This is a genomic window from Streptomyces sp. NPDC005202, from assembly GCF_040608235.1.
Lineage (GTDB): Bacteria > Actinomycetota > Actinomycetes > Streptomycetales > Streptomycetaceae > Streptomyces.
Map to the genome: position 1 here is coordinate 24,068 of NZ_JBEXHW010000045.1, position 14,783 is coordinate 38,850.

Below are 14,783 nucleotides of genomic sequence, written 5' to 3' on the forward strand. Positions count from 1 at the left end.
CCTTCGCCGCGCACCCCGAACGTTTCATACGTACGGGATTTGTACGCTGAACGTACGCCCGCATCACCACCTACGGCGGCCGCATTTTCTTCAAAAAGCCGGCCGCGTCGTGTCATCAAGGTGGAGCGCCCCGGCTCCGGTGACGACACCCGCGCCTGGGGGCCGCCATGGTCGGCGATGAGCACGACCTACTTCGACAGCGTCAACCGCTCAAAACTCAGTGTCACCCTGGACCTGGCCGACGACGACCGGGCACTGGCCCGGGAACTGGCCCGCCGCGCGGACGTGCTGGTGGAGAACTTCAAGCCGGGCACCCTCGATCTTCGGCTTGGGCTACGACGAGGTCGCCGCCGCCAACCCCGGTATCGTCTACTGCTCCGTCACCGGCTTCGGCAGCGGCGCTGGCGCCGACCGGCCCGGCTATGACTTCGTCGTCCAGGCCGTCGGGGGCCTGATGAGCATCACCGGCGAGGCCGACGGTGAGCCCACCAAGGCCGGCGTCGCACTGGTCGACGTGCTCACTGGCAAGGACGCCACGATTGGCGTGCTGGCCGCACTGGCCGACCGGACCCGGACCGGTCGCGGATGCCGGGTCGGGGCCAATCTGCTCTCCAGTCTGCTGCGTGCCCTGGTCAACCAGGCTCAGAGCTATGTCGAAACCGGCCGCCCACCCGGACGGATGGGCAACCGCCATCCCTCGATCGCGCCGTACGAGACCCTGCGCTGCCGCGACGGCCTGCTCGCGGTCGCGTGCGGCAACGACGGCCAGTTCGCCCGCCTCACGCAGACGCTCGGCGGCTGGCGACTGACGAACGGTTCGCCACCAACGCCGCCGGGTCGGCCACCGCGAGGATCTGGTGGCCGCGCTCGAGGAAAGGCTCTCGCAGGAGGACTCGGCCACCTGGCAGGAGCGCCTCACTGCAGTGGGCGTGCCGGCGGGGAAGGTCGGCAGCATCGCCGACGCCTTCGCCCTCGCCGACAGCCTGGGGCTCGCCCCCACGGTCACCCCCGCCGGAGGAGGAACTCCCGTGCCCCGGCATTCCGTGAGCTACTCGGCCGGCCTCGTCCGGGCGGCTGAGCCGCCACCGGCGGTCGGCGCCCACACCGCGGACGTACGGGCCTGGCTGTCCGACCCCAGTGCCTCCCTCCTGCCCGACCACGACCCCGGCCCCGGCTGTGACCTCCCCCCACCCCGAACACGCGATGACCCGCCACCCCCGAGAGGTGCCCTCATGACCACGAGACCCGCCGCCCCCCGTACCAAGGCCGACCTGCCCGACCTGGCCGGTATGGACGACATGCTCAGCCCTGAGGAGAAGGCTGCCCGGGCGGCCGTCAGCCAGGTGTGCGCATCGTCGATCGGCCCCTACGTCGCACAGTGGGTTCGAGTCCGGTGAGCAGCCCGTCGTCCGCGAGCTCCCCAAGGAGCTCGGCAGCCTCGGACTCCTCGGTATGCACCTCGAGGGCTACGGGTGCGCGGGCATGAGCGCGGTCGACCGCGGCCTCGAACTCGAGGCGAGCGACTCGGGGCTCCGGTCCCTGGTCAGTGCGCAGGGCTCACTGGCGATGTAGGCGATCCGGCGGCAGGGCACCGAGGAGCGGAAGCAGGAATGGGTCCCGCGCATGGCGGCCGGTGAGGCCATCGGGCTGCTTCGGACTGACGGTTCCCGACCACGGTACGATCCCGGCAGCATGCGCTCCCGCGCCCGCGCCCGCCGCGACGGGCGACGACTGGGTTCTCGACGGCAGGAAGATGTGGATCACCAATGGTTCCGTCGCCGATGTGGCCGTCGTCTGGGCGCGGACCGACGAGGGGCGTGCGGGGTTTCGTCGTCCCCACCGACATCCCGGGTTCTCCGCCCCGCTGATCAAGGACAAGATGTCCCTGCGGGCCTCCGTGACCAGCGAGCTCGTCGTGGACGGAGTCCGTCTGCCCGCGGATACGGTCTTCCCGGAGGGGCGAGGGCTGGTCGGCCGCTGTCCTGCCTCAACGAGGCCCGCTACGGCATCATCTGGGGCGCCATGCGCGCGGCGCACGGCGCGCTGCGGGCCGTGCCGGAGTACGCGACGCAGCGCTCGCAGCTCAGCCGGCCGATCGGCGGGTTCCAGCTCACCCGGGCGATGGAGTTCCTGGTGATCCGGCGCATGAACAACCTCGAGTCCCTGCTGACCTACGAGGGCACCCCCGAGATGCACACCATGGTCATCGGGCAGGCCATGACGGGACAGGCCGCCTACCGCTGACGTCGTCGCGGGTGAGCCCGGCGCGGGGATCGCGCCGGGCTCACTGTTATGTCAGGGCCGGTTCAGGTGTTGGACAGCTCCGGCTCGTCGGTGAGTGCCGTGACCGGGCGCGCCTTCGGAATGGCGTCGTCGTACGGAGCGTCACTGCGTCCGTACGGGCGGCGGAGCGCCATGTAGAGCAGTCCCGCGCCGACGACGACGACCCCGGAGATCAGCACGATGTAGTTGTCGTACCAGGGGGCGTCGGGCGTGCGGGGCCAGCTCATGATGATGATGGCCACGACGCCGTAGACCAGGGCCATGATGTTGACGGGCAGGCCCCACTTGCCGAGGCGGTACTTCCCGCTGGGCTCCCAGCCCTTCAGCCGGGCACGCAGCGCGGCGAACACGACCATCTGGAAGCCGAGGTAGATGCCGACGGACGCGAAGCTGACGATCTTCGTCAGGGCGTCCTGCGAGAACTTCGAGGCCAGGACGACGAGCGCCGGGATGACGCCCGCGGCCAGCAGGGCGTAGGGCGGGACGCGCTTGGCCTGCGAGAACTTCCGCAGCCAGCGGCTGCCCACGATCATGTCGTCGCGGCCGTAGCTGTAGGCCAGCCGGCTGGCCGCCGCCTGCAGGCTCATCGAGCAGGACAGGAACGAGAGCAGCACGACACCCAGGATGATCTTGGATCCGACGGGGCCGAATGCCTCGTTGAGAACGCCGGACACGGGGTCGGCGTCCTTGCCCGAGATGACCGCCGGGATATCGGCCACCGACAGCACCAGCGCGAGGGCGACGAAAGTGGCCGCCGCGCCGCCGACGTAGATGGTGCGGCGCATCGCCTTGGGGATCAGACGACCCGGGTCGGGCACCTCCTCGGCCACGTCACCGCAGGCCTCGAAGCCGTAGTAGTTGTAGATACCCACCAGGGCCGCGGCGGCGAACGCCCAGAGGTAGTTGCCGCCGTTCCCCGCACCGAAGCTGTCGAACACCACACCGAGGTTGTGGTGCCGCTCGGTCACGAGGAGCCAGCCGCCCACCGCCAGGGCTCCGAGGAGCTCGGCGGTGAAGCCGATGATGGCGGCCATGGCGAGCACGCGGGTGCCCATGTAGTTGATGATCGTGGCCAGGGCGAGGATCGCCAGGGAACAGATGATGGTGGTGTTCACCGAGGCCTCGAACCCGAGCAGCGACGCGATGTACGGACCGGCGCCGGACACCACGCTGGCGATGGTCACGAACAGCGCCATCATGTAAACCCATCCGGTCAGCCAGGCATACCGGCGGCCCCATAGCCGGCGCGCCCAGGGGTAGACGCCACCCGCGACGGGAAACTGTGCCACGACCTCACTGAACACCAGCGCCACCAGCAGCTGCCCGACGCCCGTGATGACGAGAGACCAGATCATCGGCGGGCCGCCGGTGGCCAGGCCGAAGGCGAACATGGTGTAGATGGCGACCACGGGGGACAGGTAGGTGAAGCCGAGGGAGAAGTTGGCCCACGGGCTCATGTCCCGCTTGAACTCGGACTGGTACCCGAGCGAGGCCAGCTGTGCGGCATCGCTGTCGATGTGGTCCGGTGGCGGTGTGGGGCTCATGCAGGCTCCCGATATTCGAACCAGAGCTGTGACGGGGAACGTGGGACGGCGTGCTCGCCGGGGTTTTCGGAGCACGGGGGAGACTGTGCGGGCCGGCCCGACAGGCGCATCGAAGCCGGTCGTGGTGGCCTATGATGCTGTGCACGCCGGAGCGATGTGCTGCGAAAAACTACAACCCCATGGGTTATTGCACAAGGGGTTTCGCGTCCGGTGATGACGGCAGGTGAGGAGGGTCGTGGTGGCGGACGGCGTACCGGTGACGCGTGCCTCGTTGATCTCCCCCCTCACCACGGGGGGCCGCACGGACGAGGTCGTCGAGCGCATCAGCAAGGCCATCCACCTCGGCCTGGTCGTCGACGGCGAGCAGCTGCCCACCGAAGTGGAGTTCGCGGGTCAGCTCGGGGTCTCGCCCATGACCCTGCGGGAGGCTCTGGCGGTCCTGCGCGAGCAGGGCCTCGTCGAGACTCGCCGCGGCCGCACGGGCGGGACCTTCGTCCGGCGGCCGGCGAACCCGCCGCTCGACGCCCTGGAGAACCGGCTGCGGTCCACGACCATCTCCGAGCTCCGCGACCTCGCCGACGAGCAGTTCGCCGTATCGGGTGCCTCCGCCAAACTCGCGGCCGAGCGTGCCTCGGGGGCCAGCCTGCGCCGTCTGCTGCACCTCGTCGAGCAGCTCGCGGACGCGGCGGAGTTCGGCGCCCGCATCAGAGCCGACAGCCGCTTCCACATCGAGGTGGCGATCGCCTCGCAGTCGGAGCGGCTCACCCGGCTCGAGGTGAACCTGCAGGCCGAGCTGACCGCCCTGCTCTGGCTGCCGCACGAGCCCGAGCCGGCGCTGGCGGAGGTGGTCGCCGAGCACCATGCCATCGCCACGGCGATCGCCGAGGAGGACGGCGAGCGGGCCCGGACCCTGGCGGAACGCCACGTGCAGCGCAACCTGCGCCGGCTGATCGAGCTGCACCTCGTGGTGACGGGACGATGACTGTGGAGGCGCCCGATGTGTCCTGAGATCGCCACGCCGGGAGGTTGCCCGGACTTCGAGGGGAAGGGGCTGGACAGGCTCCTGGAGCAGGTGCGCGGCCTGCTGGGAGAGGTGTTCGACCGCCTCGAGGCCGTGGCGGCCGAGGCCGTTGCCCGCCGCCGTACGGTGCTCGCGAAGGGCGGAGTGTTCGGGGTGCGGGACGTAGCCGGACTCAAGCCGGTCATGATCGAACAGCTGACGGCACAGCCGGCCGCGGACGGGCTCGGTTTCCTCGCGGCGCCGGACCTCCTGCCCGACCGCGAGCGGCACATCGAGTGGTGGCAGCGCAGCAGCCGGGGCTACGTGCCCATGCGGTTCAACCTCGATCCGACGAGCGTGGACGCCTACGACTACTTCGACATGGACTGGTTCGCTGCCGCGCGCGACCACTCCAGGCGTGCCGTCTTCGGCCCGTACGTGGACTACTCCGGCGCGGATCGCTACGTGTGCACCCTCACGGTGCCCGTCGTCGACGGCACCTTCCTCGGCGTGGTGGGGGCCGATCTCCGGATGACCGAGTTCGAGCCCCGGCTCCTGGACGTGCTGAGGCGCGTGGGTCACGATGCAGTGCTCGTGGGAGCCGAGCGGCGCGTGGTCGCCGCGAACACCCCGCGCTGGCTCGTGGGCTCCAGGCTGCCGCGCATCCCGCGTCCTGGTGATGGCGAGTTCATCGCAGTGGGCGAGGTCGGTCTGGACAGCGACTGGGTGCTGGCCCTCGCGCCCCGCGAGTAGCCGGGAGATACGTCAGGGCGGATTCGGACCGCACCGGGACCGCCGGAGCCTTGCGGCTCCGGCGGTCCTTTCGTGTTCCTGAGCGCCTTTGACGCACGGGCGGCCGGACGGGTTGAAAGCAGTCCGCCGCAACCCTTGACACCCAAACTCTAGGTTTAGAGTATTTAGCTCCTCGACGCTCGCACCGACAGTTGGAGAGTCCTATGACGGGCAACGCCCTCGCCGAAGTCCCGTACTTCGAAGTCGCCGACCCGAGCTTCTCGATCAAGTCCGCCGCCGTGCACGAGGCGCGCGAACGCAGCTGGTACGCCCGGACCAACTACGGCCTGGCGGTGCTGCGTTACGAGGAGGTCAGCCGGCTGCTCAAGCACCCCAAGCTCCGTCAGGGAAGCGCGGCCTGGCCCGCCCACAACGGCATCACCGAGGGCCCGTTCGCCAGATGGTGGGCCAGCTGGGTGCTCAACAAGGAAGGCGAGGAGCACCACCGGCTGCGCCGGCTGATGAACCCGGCCTTTTCGCACAAGCTCATCGGCGGCCTCGTACCCCGCTTCCAGGCACTCGCCACGGAACTGATCGACGGCTTCAAGGAGCCGGGCCGCTGCGAGTTCGTCTCGGAGTTCGCCGAGCCCTACGCGGCCCGCGTCATCGCCATCATGCTGGGCCTGCCCGAGTCGGAGTGGCCCGTCATCGCCCGCGACTCCGCCACCATCGGCCTGGCACTCGGCGTGACCTTCCGTCAGGACCTGCCGAAGATCGAGGCGGCCCTCGAGAACCTCTACGCCTACGCCGACGAGGTCATCGCCGACCGCCGCCGCAAGGAGCGCGACGACTTCGTCTCCGCGCTGGTGCGCGCCAGCCGCGACTCCGACAGCCTCAGCGACACCGAGCTGCGCGACGGCCTGGTGCTCCTGATCTTCGGCGGTATGGACACCACCCGCAACCAACTCGGTCTGGCCATGCAGACCTTCATGCGCCACCCCGGCCAGTGGCGCCTGCTGGCCGAGCGGCCGGAGCTGGGCAGCAAGGCGGTCGAGGAAGTCATGCGGGTCAACCCGACCGTCCGCTGGGTGACCCGCGAAGCGAAGGAGGACTTCACCTTCCAGGACCTCGAGATCAAGGCCGGCACCACGATCCACCTCTTCAGCGAGTCGGCCGGCACCGACCCGAGGGTGTTCGGGGAGTACTCCTTCGACATCACCGCCGAGCGCAGGCCCCACTTCGGCTTCGGCGGCGGGGCCCACCACTGCCTCGGCCACTTCGTGGCACGCAGCGACATGAGCGAGGCCCTGCCGCTCCTGGCCCGGCGCCTGCGCGATCCCCGCATCGACGGCCAGGACGAGTGGCTGCCCGACTCCGGCAACACCGGCCCCATCCGTCTGCCCATCGCCTTCACCCCGGCCTCCTGAACGGCCGCGCGAACGAAAGGAACCTTCCCATGCAGGTCATCGTCGACCTGGCCAAGTGCCAGGACCACGGCCAGTGCGCCATCGCCGCGCCCGTCGTCTTCCAGATGAACGAGGAGGGGAAGCTCGTCTACGACGGCAACCCCGACGACTCGCAGCGCTCCGAGGTCGAAGAGGCCGCCGACGTCTGCCCTGTCCAGGCCATCCTCATCAAGGACTGACATGACTGCTCATGTAGCGGTCGTCGGGGCGTCACTGGCGGGCCTGCGGGCCGCCGAGCAGCTGCGCATCGCCGGCCACACCGGGCCCATCACCGTCCTCGGCGACGAACGGCACCTCCCGTACAACCGGCCACCCTTGTCCAAGGAGGTCCTGGCCGCACCGGGCGACTCCTCGACGCAGCGGCTGCACGAGATGGTGACCTTCCGCCGCCGGTCGCTGGTCGACGACGTCGACTTCCGGCTCGGACTGCCGGTGGTGGAGGCCGACCTGCGCAGAGGCCGTCTCATCCTGGAGGACGGGGCCGTCGTCACCTTCGACGGCCTCGTCGCGGCCACCGGCCTGCGCCCCCGACGGCTCGGTCTCCCCGGTCCGGGGGCGGGCCGCTACGTCCTGCGTACCCTCGACGACTGCATCGCTCTCCGCGGTGTCCTGCGCCCGGGGGCCAGGGTCGTCGTGGTCGGCGCAGGCTTCGTCGGCTGCGAGGTCGCCGCGACCGCACTGCGGCAGGGATGCCGGGTCACCGTCGTGGAGCCCACCGGCGCTCCGATGAACCGCGTCCTCGGGGCGTCGCTGGCACAAGCGGTCCAGCGGCACCACGAAACAGCTGGGATCGATTTCGTGATCGGCCGGTCCGTCGCCGGCTGCCTCGGCACCGAGGCGGTCACCGGGGTCGAACTCGACGACGGCAGGATCCTCGAAGCCGATGCCGTCATCGAAGCCGTCGGCTCCCTCCCCAACGTCGAATGGCTCGCGGCCAATCGCGAACTCGACCTGAGCGACGGCGTCCTGTGCGACAACCAGCTCAGGGCGGAGGGTGCGGACCGCGTGGTCGCCGTCGGCGATGTCGCCCGGTTCCCCAACCCGCTGTTCGACGACGTGCCCCGCCGCGTGGAGCACTGGTCCATCCCCGCCGACACTGCCAAGCGAGCCGCCGCCACGCTGACCGCCCAGCTGACCGGCAGGGAACCCGACGAGGCCCCGTTCGTGCCGATTCCGTCGTTCTGGAGCGACCAACTGGACCTGCGCTTCCAGAGCTTCGGGTCACCGGCTCTGGCCGACGAGGTGCGCCTGGAGGAAGGCGACCCCGATCGTCTCCAGGCCGGCGTCCTGGCCACCTACCACCGGCGGTCGGTCCACGTGGGCACCGTCGCGATCAACCTCCCCCCTGCCCGTCAGCGCGCGCTGCGCGAGGCCTTCACCGCCCTCGTCCCCGCCTGAGCCTCACCCACCGCGAGGAACCTATGACGACCACCGTCACCTCCAGCCCCACTGCGCTGGACCGGCACCGCGAACTCAACACCGACAAGGCCGCCCTCGAGGCGATCCGGACCCGGATCGCCGAGGCGGGCGTGCAGTACATCTACTACCAGGCCGTGACCGTCACCGGTCGAGTCGTCGGCAAGGTGGTCCCCGCCAAGCATCTTCTCCGCAACGCGGAGAAGGGTGTTCAGATGCACCGCACGGCGGTGTCGGACCTTCAGGTCGACCGGGCCGGCAACCTGCTCGGCGGTGGTGTGGAGGCCGCCGAGTTCACCGCGGTGCCCGACCTCGACACCTTCGCCGTCCTTCCCTGGGACACCAGCATCGGCCGGTTCTTCTGCCGGCTGTACGAGCCCGACCACCGCCCGGGCGTCGGCGGACAGCCACTCGCCACGGACGTACGCGGCAACCTCAAGCGCCTGCACGCCGACTTCACCGCCCGCACCGGGCTTGAGCTCCGCAGCGGCTGCGAGCCCGAGATGACCTGGACCGGCCCCGGGCTGGAAGCGCGCCACCGCCCCGGCTCCAGCCCGGCGTACCACCTCGACCACCTGGAGCGGTACCGCCCGATCTACCAGAAGGTGATCTCTTACGCGCAGGCGCTCGGGCTCGACATGATCGAGGGCGACTACGAGGACCCGGGCCAGCTCGAGCTGAACTGGATGTACGACCACGCCGACAGGACGGCCGACCGGCTCATCGTCTACCGCCAGATCTGCCGCCAGGTCGCCCGCGAACTCGGCGTCACGGCTAGCTTCATGCCCAAGCCGGCCACCGGCATGATGGGCAACGGCTGCCACCACAACCTCAGCCTCTGGCGCGGTGACGAGAACGTCCTGGCCGAACCGGGTGTGCAGGAGCTGCACCTCACCGAGACCGGCAAGCACGCCCTCGGTGGCATCCTGACCCACGCCGCGGCCTCCATGGCGATCATGGGCTCGACGGTGAACTCCTACAAGCGCTACTGGGACGCCGGTCAGTTCGCGCCGTCGCAGATCAACTGGGGCATGGACAACAAGACCTGCACCGTGCGCCTCTCGGCCAACGGACGGCTGGAGTTCAAGCTGCCGGACGCCATGGTCAACCCGTATCTCTCGCACGCCGCTCTCATCGCCTCCATCGCGGACGGCCTGGAGAACCGGATCGACCCGGGCCCGGCGCAGCAGGGTTCGAGCTATGCGGGCGAGCTCCGGTTCGACAAGCTCCCCCTGACCCTGGGGGAGGCGCTGGAGGCGTTCTCCGCCGACCAGGTCGTCAAGGAGGCGCTCGGCCCGGAGCTCGCCGAGCTGTACAGCGCTCTCAAGGCGGATGAGTGGGCCCGGTTCTGCGGTGTCGTCACCGACTGGGAGCACATGATGTACGCGGAGGAGGCCCCGTGACCGCGCCGCTGCGTCTGGCCTGTATCGACTCCGACGCCCCGCCGCTGTTCCACCTCGCGGACCCGGTGACCGGACGACGGCGGGGTTACGAGCCGGCCGTCGCCGAACTCATCGCCGCCGAGCTCGGCCGCCCGCTGGAATGGGTGTACCTGCCGTGGGCGGAGATGATCCCCGCCGTGCAGCGTGGTGAGGCGGACGCCGTGCTGTGCGGCCAGGGCATCACCGAGTCCCGTGCGGAGCAAGTGAACTTCACCCGCCCGTACGCGGTGTTCCACGAATCGGTCCTCGTCCGCCGTGGCGACCCGGTGCGTACCGCGGAGGACCTGCGCGGCCGCCGTGTCGCCGCCATCTCGGGCAGCACCAACATGGCATTGGCGGAGACGTTCGACGGCGCGGTCCCGGTGGGCTTCGGCGGTGACTCGGACGACGTGTTCGGCGACATGCTGAAGGCGCTGCGTGCCGGCGAGGTCGACGCGGTCGTCGACGACGACGTCGTGTTCGTACCCCTGGACGACCACCCGGACTACGAACTCGCGTTCACCGTGCGCACCGGAAACCGCTGGGGCATCGGTGTCTCCAAAGACCGTCCCGACCAGCTGGCGGCGCTGGACGGTGCCCTCGGCCGAGTCATCGCCGACGGCCGGCTGGCCAAGGCATGGGCCTCATGGCTCCCGGCGCTGGAGTACCCCTTCGACCGCGGCGGGGAGGAGTGACCATGCGCCCGCTCATCGCCGTGGTCGGCCGCCGCGCCGCGTCCGTCTCCGGCATCCGGTTCAGCGGCACCATCGCCGCCGAGGCCGTCTGTGAGGCGGTGTTCGCGGCGGGCGGCGAGCCGCTCGTACTGCACGGGGGAGCCCGGCACGCCCTGTCCGAGCTGCCGCGGCGGCTGTCCGCCTTCGCGGGTGTGCTGCTGCCGGGCGGTTCGGACGTCAACCCCGCCCGCTACGGCCAGGATCCGCACCCCAAGACCTCGCCCGACGACGACGGGCAGGACGAGCTCGATCTCGCGGTGGCCCGCGCAGTGATCGAGCTCGGCATTCCGGCCCTGGCGATCTGCCGTGGCATGCAGGTGCTCAACATCGCCTGCGGCGGAACCCTCACACAGCACCTTGCCGACAATCCGGTCGAGCACCTCGACGCGCTGCACGAGGTCACGGTCGAGCCGGGTGCGCGGCTCGCGTCCGTCGTCGGGACCAGCACCTTCAAGGTCTCCTCCTACCACCACCAGGCAATCGACCGGCTCGGCCGTGACCTGCGCGTGGTGGCGCGCTCGGCCGACGGGTGCGTGGAGGCGATGGAGCACGCGACCGCGGACGTCCTCGCCGTGCAGTGGCACCCCGAGGACCTGGCTGCCACGTCCCGGCACGACGGTGCCCTGTTCAGCGACCTCATCGACCGTGCCAGAAACCGAAAGGAAGCCGCAGCATGACCGCGACCGTGGACACGCAGGCCGCCGAGGCCCAGGCTCTCGCCAGGCGCGCGGAACTGGAAAAGCGCTTCGCCGGTCTGTCCCTGGCGACACAGCTGTACATCGACGGGCGGCGGGTCGACGCCCTCAGCGGCGCCACCTTGGAACGGATCTCCCCGCGTGACGGACGGCTGATCGCCCACGTCAGCGCCGGGGACGCCGAGGACGTCGACCGTGCCGTCGCGAGCGCCCGGCGCGCGTTCGAGAGCGGCTGCTGGTCGGGGCGTTCGCCCAGGCAGCGGCGTCAGGTGCTGCAGCGGCTGGCACGGCTGGTCGAGGAGCATGCCGAGGAGCTGGCACTGCTCGAGAGCGTCGACATGGGCAAGCCCTACACCGACGCCCTGGCGGTCGACCTGCGCGTGACGGTCCAGGCTCTCGACTTCTACGCCGAGGCGGTGGACAAGAGTTACGACGAGGTGGCGCCCACCGACCGGGACACCCTGGCCACCATCACGCGGGAGCCGCTCGGCGTGGTCGGCGCCGTGGTGCCGTGGAACTTCCCGCTGATGATGGCGGTCTGGAAGATCGCGCCCGCGCTGGCCGTGGGCAACGCCGTCGTCCTCAAGCCCGCCGAGCAGTCGCCGCTGACGGCCCTGCGGTTCGCCGAGCTCGCGACCGAGGCAGGTGTGCCCGACGGCATCCTCAACGTCGTGCCCGGCTTCGGGCCGACCGCGGGCGCCGCTCTGGGCCGCCACCCCGACGTCGACGCGATCACCTTCACGGGCTCGGGGGAAGTCGGCCGGCTCTTCATGCGCTACTCGGCCGAGTCCAACATCAAACAGGTCTCCCTCGAACTCGGCGGCAAGTCGCCGCAGGTCGTCCTGCCGGACGCCCCGGACCTGAACGGGGTCGCCAAGGCTATCGCGGGCGGCATCTTCTTCAACCAGGGGGAGGTGTGCTCGGCCGGATCGCGGCTCCTGGTCCATCGTGCCGTCAAGGACGAACTCCTTGAACTGGTCGTCGAGGCAAGCCGCCGGACCGTCGTGGGCGACCCGCTCGATCCCCGGACCTCGGTGGGCGCGCTGGTGGAGGCCAAGCACCTCGAGCGGGTCCTCGGGTATGTGCGCGGCGCCGTCGACGACGGGGCCCGGCTGCTTGTGGGCGGCAACCGGGTGCTCGAGGAGACCGGGGGCTACTACCTCGAACCGACGATCTTCGACCAGGTCGACCCTGGCATGCGGATCGCCCAGCAGGAGGTCTTCGGCCCAGTGCTCTCGGTGCTCACTTTCGAGGACACCGACCAGGCGGTACGCATCGCCAACGGCACCGACTACGGCCTGGCCGCCGCGGTGTGGACGAAGGACCTGTCGGCGGCGCACCGCATGGCGCGGGCGATCCGGGCCGGCACCGTCTGGGTCAACTGCTTCGACGAGAGCGACATCACCGTGCCGTTCGGGGGCTACGCCCAGTCCGGTTTCGGCCGCGACAAGTCGCTGCACGCGCTGGAGAAGTACACCCAGCTCAAGACCACCTGGATCAAACTGTGACGGCGGGGGCGGTGCCCGGCTGCCGGCCGTTCGTCCACCGGCACGAGGTGGAGCCGGACGGCGGCGGCGCCGGCGAGAATCCGAGGATCGCGGTCCTGGTCTCCTTGAACTTCCCGGACCTGACCGAACCGGTGGCCGACCTGGTGCGGCGCTTCACCCGGACGGCCCTGACCACGCTGCGGGACCTGGGGGCCGGCTACGAGTTGCTGGACACTTCCGACGGCGCCCTCGGCGACCCCGCCGCCGTGGCCGGCTTCGACGGGCTGTTCCTGCTCGGCGGCGGTGATGTGGACGGGGAGCTGTACGGCGTCAGCGGCGACGTACCCAACTCCTACGGTGTGGACCGCAGGGCGGACGAGTACAGCATCGCCGCCATCCGGGCGGCCGTTGCCGCCGACCGTCCGGTGCTGGGCGTCTGTCGCGGGTCCCAGCTCATCAACGTCGCCTTCGGCGGCACGCTCGTGCCCGACCTGGAGGACTACCGACTGCATCACGGAGGCCCCGGTCAGCCGCTGTTCCTCGACGAGAAGGTGACGATCGCCGACGGCACCCGGCTCGCGGCCCTGGTGGGGGAGAGGCGGCCGACGGTGCGTTCGGGCCACCATCAGGCCGTCGAGGAGCCGGGGGCCGAGCTGGTCGTCGCAGCGACCGCGGATGACGGCGTCATCGAAGCAATCGAGCATCCTGAGAAGTGGGTGATCGGAGTGCAGTGGCACCCCGAGGACCCGGACGGGTCCGACGAGCACCGGATGCGCCTCTTCAGGGGCTTCACGGCGGCGTGCGGTCCGCGCGATCGGTAGGACTGTGCCGCGGTTCCCGTAGGTCCTGCCTAGGGCGACGTGGCCCCGGACCGCGATGCGGACCGGGGCCCTCCGGTTCTTGGTACACACGTCCGCCGCCGTCACAGATGCAGTTGAGACGCTGACTGAGGTTCCCCTCCTACTGTGGAGACCGTGACCGGAGTGATAGTTGGGGGTCATGGCATCCAGGAAGCGCATCTACGACGCTGAGTTCCGCGAGGGAGCGGTACGGATCGTGACGGAGCGGGAAGCCGATTCCGGAGGTGGCCGAGGATCTGGGCATTCACCCGGGGACGTTGCACAGCTGGGTGTCGCGGGCGCGGCGCAACGGGTCGCCGTCGTCGGACCGGCCGGTGGCCGAGCCGTCGCCCGGCGGTCGTCTGCGGGAGAGCGAGCGCGCTGAGCTGGAGCGGCTGCGGGCCGAGGCCAGGGAGAAGGACAAGCGCATCCGCGAGCTGGAGATGGAGCGTGATGTGTGCAAGCGATTCGTGGCCTTGTGGGTGAAGTAGCTGAGGCGGACCCGGCCGTCGCGGTCGGGGTGATCAGCAGCTGCAAGGCCGGGCAAAAGATTCCGTACCGTACCGCCTGCCGGGCGCTGGGGGTGTCCGAGTCGTGGTTCTAGAGGTGGCGGCATCGTCCGCCGACAGCGCGTGAGGCGCGCCGGCAGCAGCTGGCCGAGGAGATCGAGGAGATCTTCCACGGCTCGGGCGGCACCTACGGCTCGCCGAAGGTGTTCATCGAGCTGGCGCGCAGAGGCTGGAGAGTATCGGTGAACACGGTCGCGAAGGTCATGGCCGAACTCGGGCTGGCCGGACGGAAGGTGCGCCGCCGCCGGTCGCTGACGAGGCCGGGCAAGCGGCCGGCCGCCCCGGACTTCGTGCGCCGGGACTTCACCGCCGAGGAGCCCGATCTCGTCTGGGCGGGCGATCTCACCGAGATCGAAACCGGCGAGGGCAAGCTGTACTTGGCGACGGTCATCGACCTGTTCTTCCGCCGCCTGCTCGGCTACGCGATGGCCGAGCGGTTCAGGCGGGCCTGCCGAAAGCTCGGCGTGGTCCAGTCCATGGGCAGAGTCGGATCTTGCTTCGACAACGCCGTGAGCGAGGCGTTCAACAGCGTCCTCAAAGTCGAGTACGTACACCGCCACACCTTCCGCACCCGCACCGAGGCACGCATCAAGATCG

The 14,783-nt window shown here is 70.1% G+C and carries 14 protein-coding genes and 3 pseudogenes; 16 read left to right on the plus strand and 1 reads right to left on the minus strand.

Features of this window, described 5'->3' with window-relative positions; genetic code table 11:
- Positions 1–120 precede the first annotated feature (120 nt).
- The 4 genes and pseudogenes from ABZV31_RS34790 to ABZV31_RS34805 all read left to right on the plus strand — a co-directional run bounded on the left by ABZV31_RS34790 (position 121) and on the right by ABZV31_RS34805 (position 2,244).
- Positions 121–426, plus strand: a complete 306-nt coding sequence (locus tag ABZV31_RS34790) for a CoA transferase (protein WP_355900847.1) — start codon at positions 121–123, stop codon at positions 424–426.
- Positions 329–739: pseudogene (locus ABZV31_RS34795) on the plus strand (CoA transferase); the annotation flags it as partial. The gene ABZV31_RS34790 and the pseudogene ABZV31_RS34795, both read left to right, overlap by 98 nt.
- A 118-nt stretch (positions 740–857) precedes the next feature.
- Positions 858–1,046: pseudogene (locus tag ABZV31_RS34800) on the plus strand (CoA transferase); the annotation flags it as partial.
- 186 nt (positions 1,047–1,232) lie between these two features.
- A pseudogene (locus tag ABZV31_RS34805) lies at positions 1,233–2,244 on the plus strand (acyl-CoA dehydrogenase family protein).
- 62 nt (positions 2,245–2,306) lie between these two features.
- Here the strand turns inward: ABZV31_RS34805 and ABZV31_RS34810 are convergent.
- Entirely contained in the window at positions 2,307–3,827 is a 1,521-nt protein-coding gene (locus ABZV31_RS34810) for an amino acid permease (protein ID WP_355900848.1), read from the minus strand.
- A gap of 238 nt (positions 3,828–4,065) precedes the next feature.
- Between ABZV31_RS34810 and ABZV31_RS34815 the strand changes: the two genes are divergently transcribed.
- The 12 genes from ABZV31_RS34815 to ABZV31_RS34870 all read left to right on the plus strand — a co-directional run.
- Positions 4,066–4,809, plus strand: coding sequence for an FCD domain-containing protein (locus ABZV31_RS34815; protein ID WP_355900849.1), 744 nt, complete (start codon positions 4,066–4,068; stop codon positions 4,807–4,809).
- Between the two features lie 15 nt (positions 4,810–4,824).
- Positions 4,825–5,580: a hypothetical protein gene (locus ABZV31_RS34820; RefSeq protein ID WP_355900850.1), complete on the plus strand. Its 756-nt coding sequence runs from the start codon at positions 4,825–4,827 to the stop codon at positions 5,578–5,580.
- 203 nt (positions 5,581–5,783) lie between these two features.
- Positions 5,784–6,986 (plus strand): cytochrome P450, encoded by a 1,203-nt coding sequence (locus ABZV31_RS34825; protein ID WP_355900851.1) that lies wholly within the window; start codon positions 5,784–5,786, stop codon positions 6,984–6,986.
- Positions 6,987–7,015: 29 nt separating this feature from the next.
- Positions 7,016–7,204, plus strand: coding sequence for a ferredoxin (locus ABZV31_RS34830; RefSeq protein ID WP_355900852.1), 189 nt, complete (start codon positions 7,016–7,018; stop codon positions 7,202–7,204).
- Position 7,205: 1 nt separating this feature from the next.
- Positions 7,206–8,423 carry an NAD(P)/FAD-dependent oxidoreductase gene (locus ABZV31_RS34835; protein ID WP_355900853.1) on the plus strand — a complete coding sequence of 406 codons (1,218 nt, stop codon included), beginning with the start codon at positions 7,206–7,208 and terminating at the stop codon, positions 8,421–8,423.
- A 23-nt stretch (positions 8,424–8,446) separates the two neighbouring features.
- Positions 8,447–9,844 carry a glutamine synthetase family protein gene (locus ABZV31_RS34840; protein ID WP_355900854.1) on the plus strand — a complete coding sequence of 466 codons (1,398 nt, stop codon included), beginning with the start codon at positions 8,447–8,449 and terminating at the stop codon, positions 9,842–9,844.
- Positions 9,841–10,557, plus strand: a complete 717-nt coding sequence (locus tag ABZV31_RS34845) for an ABC transporter substrate-binding protein (RefSeq protein WP_355900855.1) — start codon at positions 9,841–9,843, stop codon at positions 10,555–10,557. Before ABZV31_RS34840 ends, ABZV31_RS34845 begins: the two co-directional genes overlap by 4 nt.
- Positions 10,558–10,559: 2 nt before the next feature.
- Complete coding sequence (locus ABZV31_RS34850; protein WP_355900856.1) at positions 10,560–11,273, plus strand: gamma-glutamyl-gamma-aminobutyrate hydrolase family protein; 714 nt, start codon at positions 10,560–10,562, stop codon at positions 11,271–11,273.
- Positions 11,270–12,799 (plus strand): aldehyde dehydrogenase, encoded by a 1,530-nt coding sequence (locus ABZV31_RS34855; protein WP_355900857.1) that lies wholly within the window; start codon positions 11,270–11,272, stop codon positions 12,797–12,799. Before ABZV31_RS34850 ends, ABZV31_RS34855 begins: the two co-directional genes overlap by 4 nt.
- A complete protein-coding gene (locus tag ABZV31_RS34860) occupies positions 12,796–13,599 on the plus strand; it encodes a gamma-glutamyl-gamma-aminobutyrate hydrolase family protein (protein ID WP_355900858.1) in 804 nt (267 codons plus the stop codon). The genes ABZV31_RS34855 and ABZV31_RS34860 overlap by 4 nt, the downstream gene beginning before the upstream one ends.
- 263 nt (positions 13,600–13,862) lie before the next feature.
- Positions 13,863–14,108, plus strand: coding sequence for a transposase (locus ABZV31_RS34865; protein WP_355900859.1), 246 nt, complete (start codon positions 13,863–13,865; stop codon positions 14,106–14,108).
- Positions 14,109–14,290: 182 nt separating this feature from the next.
- Positions 14,291–14,783 (plus strand): IS3 family transposase (locus tag ABZV31_RS34870; RefSeq protein ID WP_355900861.1); only part of this gene is annotated, 493 nt, incomplete at its 3' end.